Below are 10,338 nucleotides of genomic sequence, written 5' to 3'. Positions count from 1 at the left end.
GCCCGGTAGCGCGACGACGACGCCACCTCGCCGAAGGCCATTTCCGGGCCGCCGCTGCGCGCGGCCTGGATCGCGAGGCACGCGATGTCGCCCGCCTGCGCCCGTTCGGTCTCGAGCGGCGCGGGCAGCGGGTCGTGCGACGGCAGCGAGAATGCAGTGCCGTCCTGGAACACGCCGCGCGCGCCGCGCAGCGCGAGCCGGCCGAGGCCGAGCCCGTCCTGGTCGACGTCGAGCAGCGTGAAGCCCCAGCCGTGATTCACGGTTTGCCCGAGCCGCGACGCGACCTGATGGGACAAGTGGCGCTCCAGTTGCTGAAAATGCTGCGTCTCGATCAGCATGCCGTCGCTCCACGCGACCGGTCCAACCGGCAGACTGCTCATTGCCTGTATCTCCTCGTGCCCGAGCCGTGGCGTCGGGCGGGTTTGTCGGTTGCGGCGTCGGGGTTCGGCGCGCTCGCGGCGATGGGCGCGTCGGGCGGCAGCGGCACCGCGCCCGGCAACGACGCGTTGTAGATTCCGCTGCGATCGAGCCATACCGCGAGATGAAGCACCCCGCTTCCGTCGATGCGCACGCGCAAGGGCGCGTACTGGGCCGGGCGCTGTGCGTAGTCGGCGTCCGCGACGAGCCAGATCTCGCCGCTGCGCGGCACGTCGATCCAGAACTGCAGCACCTGGTTCGGCGCGATCACATGGCGTGACACGCTCAACACCGCGCCCTCCTGATCCTTGCCGGCGCACGGCGCGTCGCCGTTCGTCATCGGCACCCAGTCGGCTTCGCGCACGATGTACACGCACGACTGGATCGGCCGCGGCTCGCCGCTCGCGCCGACGTTCAGCCGGCTGCCGCCGACCAGCGTCACGTGCAGCTGGCGCGGATCGGGCTTCGAGCCGGACGACGAGCAGGCGGACAGCAGGACCAGCGCCAGTCCCGCGATCAGCGTTGGAACATGCTTCATCAGCTGAGCGTCATCGTGATCGTCTGGGACGGCGCGATGGTCTGCCCAGACGTGTTCTGGTTGTTGGGCAGGTTGGTGTCGGTCAGCCGGGTCTGGGGCGCGCCCTGGATCATCAACTTGCCGGAGCCTGTTACATGTCGCGACAGCGCCGACACGGTCCCGGACGCCACCCCGCCCATCGATCCCGGCTCGTCGCTGTGCGTGACGGGAATGATGGTGTTCATGTTGTGGACGGGACCGCCCGCATAAATGATGGTCGGGACGTTCGGCACAGCCTCCGGCTTGTTCGCGATGTTCGAATACGACACGGGAATCGCGAGCGGCGGCGTCTTGCAGACGTCCGAGCCGGACAGCGCCATTCCGCCGGCAGAGCAATTGGCAAACATGAGAATCTCCAAGCGTAAATCGCATCAACCCACGTGAATCTGGCCGGCGTCCATCTTGAGCAGGGCTTCCGCCGTCACGACCGCGCTTTGCGCGTGCATGCCCAGATGGCCCTCGGTATGGACGAACGTGTTGCCGGCATGCGTGGCGTCGGTGCCGCTGACGTGCGCGTGGCGCTCCGCCGCGGCCTCGGTGATCACTTCCGCGCGGCTCGACAACTGCACGGCTTCGAGCGCGAGCCGGTCGCGCGCCTGCACGCGCACGTCCTGCGCTTGCAGCAGGACCCCGGCCGCGCCGAAATCGAGCACGACGTCGGCCGCGTCGCCGCGCCGTTCGAGAACGGCGAGCACCCAGCATCCGCCCGCCGCCTGATAGAGCTGGACCAGATCGTCCGGCTGCGGCCTGACGACGCAACTGATCGCCGCGCGGGCGTACAGCGCGCAACCCGGCTCCACGACGATGCGCCACAGTCCGTCGGACTCCGCGCCCGTCACACGGCCGATCGACATGCGTCCCGCCGCGCCCGGCGAGAACGGCGCGGCGCTTCGCTTCAGCAAGGTGCGCATCGGTTCCGGCATCTCGTCTTCGCTGGATTCGACCTGCCGCTCACGAACCATTCGAGTCTCGATCATCGTCATACTCCTCTGGCGCCCGGCTGGGCGCGTTGCCGCCATTGGCGGTCTTCTTCCAACACTGCATCGTCGAACATCGCCTGCTGCGTGTCCGCAGCCCGCCAGACCTGCCTGGATTGGCCGACCAGCACCCCCGCCCGGCAATCCGCGCCGTTCAGGCCGACCTCCTCCAGCGTCGCGCCGCGCGCATCGAGTCCCGCCAGCTGCGCGGCGTCCAGTTGCACCCGCGCGAGCTGCGCATCGCGCAACGAGACGCGCGGCGCATGCATTCCCTGAAGTTCGCAGTCCTGCACCTGGGCGCTATCGAAGATCGCCTGGGGCATCGCCGCGTCCCGCACGGTCATCCGGCTCAGCTTCGCGCAATCGAAACTCACGAGCGGCAACCGGCTTGCCTCGATCCCGCCGCCCGACCAGGTGCTGTGCGACCACGCAGCCTGGTTCAGCGCCGATCCACGCACGTTCATCCGATCGATCCGGCAATCGATCCAGCGCACGTTGATGCCGGTGCAAGCATCGAGCTCGCACGCCGCGCAACTGGATTGGCCGACGATGAAGTTGTCGATCCGGCTCGCGCGCACCTGAAGCCCATTGAGTTGCAGGCTCATCCAGGACGCATCGGTCCAGTGGCCGCCGTTCAGTTCGACGTTCGTCAGCTCGCCCGCGATGAACGACACGTGCGCCGCGCGCACCGCGTCGAAACGCAGCGACGCGCCGCTGGTCTTGACGAAGATCACGTCCTGCAAGACGCCCTTCGACCAGACCGCGTCGCGTATCCCGCTGCCGTCGAGCGACATGCCGCGCAGCACGCAATCGCTCCACTCCGTCTCGACGATCTGACAGTTCTCGTGGACGAGTTTCGTCAGCGCGCTGCGCACGAAGCGATTCGCGTCGAAGCGGCAGTTGACGAAATGCAGGTTGGAGAGCCGGCAATCCGCCCAGGTCACCCGGTCGAAATGGCAGTCTCGGTAGATCACGTCCGCGAGTTCCAGGCCGTGATGCGACGAAGTGTAGTGCCGCCCCTCGATCACGCGGGGCAAGGCCGGTGCGGAGACCGGCTCGCGCGGTTCGTTCATTGTTCCCTCCTCGGTACCTCGAGCAGGCCGAGGCTCAGGTTGCCGCGCCACGCGCCGGCTTCGGGCAGATGCGCCCACGACGTGCGCGCACGGATCAGGTTGCAGTCGCGCATCCGCGTCTCGCGCAGGTCCGTGCCGTACAGCATCGCTTCCTTGAGCGAGCAGCGGTCGAACGATGCGCCGGCCAGGCTGGCATGCGTGACGTTCGCGCCGTCGAGCAGCGTGCAGGTCCAGCTCGAGTGCTCCGCCTTCATGTGTTGCGCATTGAACTGCAAGAACGAACAGTGCTCGACCTGCACGGAAGCCGCATGCAGGTTCTGGAAGCTCGACGACTTGAACGAGCAGTCGCACAGGACCGTGCGATCGATCGACGTGCCGTGCGACAGCACGACGAGCGACAACACATTCTTGCGCCAGGTGCCCGCGGACAGATCGCTCAGCAACGCGCTCGACTTCCGCAGCGTGCAATGCGACAGCGTCAGGCCGACCATGTCGCACTCGACCAATCCGAGGCTGTCGGCACTGATGCGGTTCCAGGTCCAGCGCGGCGCTTTTACGCCGTTCCAGGCCACGCTCTTCCACCGGGTGTCCTCCACGACGCCGCCCGACCCGCCGCGCCCCTTCACCGACACCATCGACCACGACCCGCCCGCCACCGACAGATCGTCGAGTCCGCAGTCTTCGAGGTGGAGCTGTTCCAGCACGACGTCCCGCCATGCGCTGCGCGCGAGCTCGCCGCGCGTCATCGCGCCCCCCGTCCAGGCCAGATCGTCGAACGCGGTATCGGCGAATCCGCAGTCGACCGCAAACACGTTCACCAGCCGGCAATGGCGCCAGGTGCTGCGATCGAGCCGGCATGCTTCGAACCGCACGTTTTCGAAGTGCCAGCCATCGAGCCGCAATGCGGTCAGGTCGGCCCCGCGGATCGTCACGTCCGACAGCGCCTTGCTGTCTGCCTGATCGAAGCGCTGCCGCCAGTCGATGCCGTCCGGCGGCACGACGGGCGGCGCCATCTGTTGCGCCTCCTCCTTGAAGGCCTGCAATCGGGCTCGCCCCTGCTGCGCGTCCACGAGACTCTGACGATGGCTCGCGAGGCGGGCGCCGACTTCCTCCCGCGTGCGCGGCGGCGGCGCGAAACGCGGATGGTCGGTCCTGGCGAGAATCAGCTCCCATACCCAGTTCCGCTCGATGGCCGGCATCAGCACTTCGTCGGCGTGCTTGAGCAGGTCGACCTGGGTCAGGTCGGCGCGCCGCGCCGCGAACGCCATCAGCATGTCGGCGTCGATGGGCTCGTTCGCATCCTTGAACGCGGCAACGAGCATGGCCGGACTGTCGTCGAGCACGTAGTCGGTCTGCACCGCCCCGTTCCACCAGAGCACGCCGAGGTCGTGGTCCGGCAGCAGCCAGACCGTCTGCTGCCGCAGCGGCACCTGCTCGAAGCCCGGCCGATCCGTGCGCGTCGTCAGCGCCACGGCCGCGAGGCGCGGCAGCGTGCCCGCGTAACCTTCGCCGCGCTCGCCGAAGCCGCCGAGTTCGAAGCGGGCGCCCGGCGTCCAGCTGTCGTGGCGCGACCATTGATCCGGCGCGGCCAATTGGAAGTAACGCAGGTCGACGTGCTCCGGCCAGCCCATGTGCGTGCCGTCGCGCGCCATCGCCTCGACCGTGCCCGGCCGGCTCGGCATCCATTGGTGGCGCTCGGGCCAGTCGCTGCCGAGCACGCCCATCGCGGCGAGCGGATCCGGTCCGACGCCGAGCGCGTTCACGCGCTGCAGCGGCGCGGAACCCGACGCCACGCCGAGCGGATTCTCGCGCGAGCGGCCCGCGGCCGCCCGGGTCGGATCGATCGCGAGCCGGACGAGGCCCGCGGATTGCGCCTGTTCGTCGACCGTCGCGCGGCACGACACGGTCTTGCGCACGCCGTCGAGTTCGACCCAGGCCGCCCAGTCGATCGCGCGTCCGGCAGCACCCGCCGGCGCGCGCTGCACCGCATGCCCGGCGAGCAGCCACTCCGCGCAGCGTTTCGGCATGGCCGCCTCGGTCAGCGGCACCGACGGCGCCGCCGCCTTCAATGCTTCCCAGACCGCGGTTTCGTGGACGAGGATGGCCGGGTCGGTGAGCCGGAATCCCACCCCGACGCTGATCGCCAGCATCGGGGTCGAGCCGATCTGGGTGCGCGTCGTCGCGACGAGCGCGGCTTGAGGTTTGATGTGGCGAAGCGGCATCAGTTGTTTTTCTCCATGCCGCAGGTCTTGAGATCCCAACGCTTGTCCGCGTATTCAATGCCGGTGTACGAGAATGAAAATTCCTTATGCGAAATCTTGCTGCCCGTTGTCGAAAACTTCGTGCCCGTTGTGCTCATCGTGCTTCCTGTCGACGAGACGCTCATCCCCTTGGTGTCTATCGACGCACCCGTGGCCGACATCGACGTACCGGTGATGCTGGTCGAGCTTCCGGTACTCGACATCTTCGTGCCCGTGATGCTCGTCGACATGCCGGTCACTGACGTATCCGAGCCGGTCATGCCTGTCGACACGCCTTTGAATGACAGTGAGACGCCGGTCACGCTCTGCGACTGCCCGGTCGCCGAGGTACTGACGTCCGTCAGCGACGACGAAATGCCCTTCATGCTGTTCGAGATGCCGACGACCGAATTGCTCAAGCCCGTCAAGCTGGTCGACATCCCGGTCATCGACGTCGAGACGCCCGTGAAGCCCGTGCTGACGCCGGTAAACGACGTGCTCACGCCGGTAAAGCCGGTCGACACGCCGGTAAACGAGGTCGACACGCCGGTAAAGCCCGTGCTGACACCGATAAACGACGTGCTGAGTCCGGTGAACGACGCCGACACGCCGGTGAATTTCGCCGACAAACCCGTGTACGACACCGAGATCCCGGTATAGCTGACCTTGATTCCGATCACCGAGGTCGACGTGCGCTCCACCGTGAGGTTTTGATCCTGGCCGACCGCGGTCGAGGTGTTGCGCTCGACGGTGTGCTGCATGTCGCGTTCGGCGTGGATCATCACGCGCTCCGCGCCGCGCTGGTCGTCGAACGTCAGCTGGCTCGCGTTCTGCGCCTGCCCCGCCAGCTTGGTCGAGCGCGACACGATGCCCGTGTAGCGCGTGTCCTTCGGCAGATCGTAGGGCGTCGGGTTCTCGCCGTTGTAGACGATCCCCGTCACGAGCGGCCGATCCAGATCGCCGTCCACGTAGGTCACCACCACTTCCTGCCCGACCCGCGGCATCGCGATCACGCCCCACCCCTTGCCCGCCCACGCCTGCGACACGCGGATCCAGCACGACGCGTCCGCTTCCGTCGTCTTGTAGCGGTCCCAGTGGAAGTGCACCTTGATCCGGCCCAGCTTGTCCGTGTACACCTCCGAAACCACCGGCCCCACCACCGTCGCGCTCTGGATGCCCGGCACCTTCGGACGCTTCGTCGCGAGCAGCGGCCGATACGGCTGGTCGTCCGCCAGCGCGTGAAACTTCACCGCGACGTTGCGCCCTTGCGACGTGCTGTCCGGGCCGTCCTGAACGAACGACAGCTCGCTGCCGGTCACGTAGTAGCGACGATTCCGGTTCAGCGCCGGAGAGCCCGTCAAGGTGAACGCCTGGCCCGTCGCCAGGCCCCGTGCGTTCGACTCGCCGACCAGCACGTGCGCATCCGCCTGGAACGCCTCCAGCCGCAGCCGCGCGAGACGTTCGCCGTTCTCGACGTCCTGGTAGCCCGACGCGTAGTCGTAGTACTGAAGCTGCACGCCCGACAGCGCCGGTTCCGGCGCTGTCTGCGCATCGCTGTCCAAGCGGTTCGACGGCGACCAGTAGTTGAAGTCGCGCAGCGCGACGTTGTTCGAGCGCACCCGCCGGGTCCGCTGCAGGCGCTGCACCCCCTCGCGCCCCTGGATCGCCCGCGCTTCCTCTCCGTCCGGCAGGTATTCGAGCTGCCCATACGGCGCCGGCAGATCGGCGAAACGCTGCGTGTCCGACAGCACCACCACATGACGATCCGTCTCGTGCTCGACCCAGAAATAGATGCCTTCGTCCTCCAGCAGCCGCTTGACGAAGTTCAGGTCGCTCTCCTGGAACTGCACGCAATATTCACGCGCCTCGTAGTTGCCTTCCAGATCGAACCGGTAATCCGTGCGCTGATGCCCCTGGAATACCTGCTCCACGATCTGCGGCACCGTCAGGTTCTGGAAAATCCGGCTGTTGCGGTTCTCCTCCAGGAACGACAGCCAGCTTTTCAATTCAAGCGTATAGGTGTACTGCCCGCTCAACTGCCCCGTGTCGTAGCCGCCGAACACATAGGTGCTGAACGTGCGCACCGCACCGTTGCCGAGGTCGATGTCCGCTTCGAGCGGCGTCCCCAGCAACGCGTCCAGGTCCAGTTCCGGATCGCTGCTCAACAGGTCGAGACGATAGGACGGTTCGCGCGACAGACGTTCGTCGGCCGTCAGGGACAGCGCGATGCTGCCCGGATCCAGCACGTCGCTGCGTAATTCGATCAGACGCATACAGACGCTCCCATCAATTGAGCAACTTCATGAGGTAATCCTTCAGATCGAAGCCCTTGTCGGAGTATTGAGCCACCGAATACGAGAAACTGAAGCCGGTGACCGATACGTCGCTGCCTGTTTCTGAAACACTCGATCCCGTCTGGCTGACCGAACTCCCCGTGGTCGACATGGACGTACCGGTAACGCTGGTCGAGCTTCCCGTGGTCGATACGGAGGTGCCGGTGATGCCGATCGAGCTTCCGGTATTCGACATCGACGTGCCGACGATGCTTGTCGAGGTGCCCGTCACCGACGTGCTCACCCCCGTCATGCCCGTCGACGTGCCCGTGAACGACAGCGACACGCCCGTCATGCTCTGCGACTGCCCCGTCGCCGAGGTACTGACGTCCGTCAGCGATGACGAGATCCCCGTCATGCTGTTCGAGATGCCGACGACCGAATTGCTCAAGCCCGTCAAGCCGGTCGACATCCCGGTCATCGACGTCGAGACGCCCGTGAAGCCCGTGCTGACGCCGGTAAACGACGTGTTCACGCCGACAAAGCCGGTCGACACGCCGGTAAACGAGGTCGACACGCCGGTAAAGCCCGTGCTGACGCCGGTAAACGACGTGCTGAGCCCGGTAAACGATGTCGACACGCCGGTGTATCCCACCGACAGGCCCGTGTACGACACCGCGATGCCCGTATAGCTGAGCGTCATCCCGATCACCGACGTCGACGTACGCTTCACCGTGAGGTTTTGATCCTGACCGACCGCGGTCGAACTGTTGCGCTCGACGGTCTGCTGCATGTCGCGTTCGGCGTGGATCATCACGCGCTCCGCGCCGCGCTGGTCGTCGAACGTCAGCTGGCTCGCGTTCTGCGCCTGCCCCGCCAGCTTGGTCGAGCGCGACACGATGCCCGTGTAGCGCGTGTCCTTCGGCAGATCGTAGGGCGTCGGGTTCTCGCCGTTGTAGACGATCCCCGTCACGAGCGGCCGATCCAGATCGCCGTCCACGTAGGTCACCACCACTTCCTGCCCGACCCGCGGCATCGCGATCACGCCCCACCCCTTGCCCGCCCACGCCTGCGACACGCGGATCCAGCACGACGCGTCCGCTTCCGTCGTCTTGTAGCGGTCCCAGTGGAAATGCACCTTGATCCGGCCCAGCTTGTCCGTGTACACCTCCGAAACCACCGGCCCCACCACCGTCGCGCTCTGGATGCCCGGCACCTCCGGGCGCTTCGTCGCGAGCAGCGGCCGATACGGCTGGTCATCCGCCAGCGCGCGGAACTTCACCGCGACGTTGCGGCCTTGCGACGTGCTGTCCGGGCCGTCCTGAACGAACGACAGCTCGCTGCCGATCACGTAGTAGCGACGATTCCGGTTCAGCGCCGGAGAGCCCGTCAAGGTGAACGCCTGGCCCGTCGCCAGGCCGCGTGCGTTCGACTCGCCGACCAGCACGTGCGCATCCGCCTGGAACGCCTCCAGCCGCAGGCGCGCGAGACGTTCGCCGTTCTCGACGTCCTGGTAGCCCGACGCGTAGTCGTAGTACTGAAGCTGCACGCCCGACAGCGCCGGTTCCGGCGCTGTCTGCGCATCGCTGTCCAAGCGGTTCGACGGCGACCAGTAGTTGAAGTCGCGCAGCGCGACGTTGTTCGAACGCACCCGCCGGGTCCGCTGCAGGCGCTGCACGCCCTCGCGCCCCTGGATCGCCCGCGCTTCCTCGCCGTCCGGCAGGTATTCAAGCTGCCCATACGGCGCCGGCAGATCGGCGAAACGCTGCGTGTCGGACAGCACCACCACATGACGATCCGTCTCGTGCTCGACCCAGAAATAGATGCCTTCGTCTTCCAACAGCCGCTTGACGAAGTTCAGGTCGCTCTCCTGGAACTGCACGCAATATTCGCGCGTCTCGTAGTTGCCTTCCAGATCGAACCGGTAGTCCGTGCGCTGATGCCCCTGGAACACCTGCTCCACGATCTCCGGCACCGTCAGGTTCTGGAAGATCCGGCTGTTGCGGTTCTCCTCCAGGAACGACAGCCAGCTTTTCAATTCAAGCGTATAGGTGTACTGCCCGCTCAACTGCCCCGTGTCGTAGCCGCCGAACACGTAGGTGCTGAACGTGCGCACAGCACCGTTGCCGAGGTCGATGTCCGCTTCGAGCGGCGTCCCCAGCAACGCGTCCAGGTCCAGTTCCGGATCGCTGCTCAACAGGTCGAGACGATAGGACGGTTCGCGCGACAGACGTTCGTCGGCCGTCAGGGACAGCGCGATGCTGCCCGGATCCAGCACGTCGCTGCGCAATTCGATCAGGCGCATGCTGCTTCTCCTTCCAATCCGGCGTGGCTCGGTGCGTCGGTTTCATGCGATACGGCAGGGTCGTCCGAGGCGACGCCCACCAGCGCGTCGTCAGCATCGTCATCGTCGAACGTAAGCGACAACGTGTCGCCGGCCGACAGCCGCACGCTGCGCAGCGTCCTGCCCTCCGCCCGCGCGGCGAGCACGCCGCGCGCCACCGCCGGCAGCACATGCTGGCGCAGCAGGTCGCGCACCGCGCGACCGTTGGCCGGGTGCTGCGCGACCGCCCGGGCCACCCAGCCCGCGACCGCCTCGTCCACGCGCCAGTCCAGCCCGTTCTGCGCGAGCCGCTCGCCGATCTCGTCGAGCGCCTGGCCCGCGATGCCCGTCAGCGCTTCGGCATCGAGCGGCCGGAACGCGACCACCTGGATCCGCGCGAGCAGCGCCGGCGAGAACCGCTCGCGCAGCCGCTCGTACACCCGCGCCGCGAGCTTCGC

8 protein-coding genes and 1 pseudogene are annotated in these 10,338 nt (G+C 66.9%); all 9 read right to left on the bottom strand.

From position 1 onward, the window contains the following. Positions 1–533 (bottom strand): type VI secretion system baseplate subunit TssK (tssK, locus tag AC1RQF_RS32775; RefSeq protein WP_492874263.1); only part of this gene is annotated, 533 nt, incomplete at its 3' end. A 47-nt stretch (positions 534–580) separates the two neighbouring features. Next, a pseudogene (locus AC1RQF_RS32770) lies at positions 581–955 on the bottom strand (type VI secretion lipoprotein TssJ); the annotation flags it as partial. Next, positions 955–1,341 (bottom strand): DUF4150 domain-containing protein, encoded by a 387-nt coding sequence (locus tag AC1RQF_RS32765; protein ID WP_273995330.1) that lies wholly within the window; start codon positions 1,339–1,341, stop codon positions 955–957. The gene AC1RQF_RS32765 and the pseudogene AC1RQF_RS32770, both read right to left, overlap by 1 nt. Positions 1,342–1,365: 24 nt before the next feature. Beyond that, positions 1,366–1,971 (bottom strand): DUF3540 domain-containing protein, encoded by a 606-nt coding sequence (locus AC1RQF_RS32760; protein WP_273995329.1) that lies wholly within the window; start codon positions 1,969–1,971, stop codon positions 1,366–1,368. 2 nt (positions 1,972–1,973) lie between these two features. Beyond that, positions 1,974–3,044: a pentapeptide repeat-containing protein gene (locus AC1RQF_RS32755; RefSeq protein WP_492874260.1), complete on the bottom strand. Its 1,071-nt coding sequence runs from the start codon at positions 3,042–3,044 to the stop codon at positions 1,974–1,976. After that, positions 3,041–5,266, bottom strand: a complete 2,226-nt coding sequence (locus tag AC1RQF_RS32750) for a DUF2169 family type VI secretion system accessory protein (protein WP_492874258.1) — start codon at positions 5,264–5,266, stop codon at positions 3,041–3,043. Before AC1RQF_RS32750 ends, AC1RQF_RS32755 begins: the two co-directional genes overlap by 4 nt. Next, on the bottom strand, positions 5,266–7,557 hold the full coding sequence (locus AC1RQF_RS32745; RefSeq protein ID WP_273995325.1) for a type VI secretion system Vgr family protein: 2,292 nt from the start codon (positions 7,555–7,557) through the stop codon (positions 5,266–5,268). The genes AC1RQF_RS32750 and AC1RQF_RS32745 overlap by 1 nt, the downstream gene beginning before the upstream one ends. 13 nt (positions 7,558–7,570) lie before the next feature. After that, entirely contained in the window at positions 7,571–9,862 is a 2,292-nt protein-coding gene (locus AC1RQF_RS32740) for a type VI secretion system Vgr family protein (protein WP_492874256.1), read from the bottom strand. Next, a partial coding sequence (locus AC1RQF_RS32735; protein WP_492874254.1) for a ClpB D2-like domain containing protein occupies positions 9,853–10,338 on the bottom strand: 486 nt, incomplete at its 5' end. The genes AC1RQF_RS32740 and AC1RQF_RS32735, both read right to left, overlap by 10 nt.

Source organism: Burkholderia sp. GW821-FHT14F03, from assembly GCF_058803765.1.
Note: the sequence above shows the minus strand (reverse complement) of the source record. Positions and strands in the feature narration are given on the sequence as shown.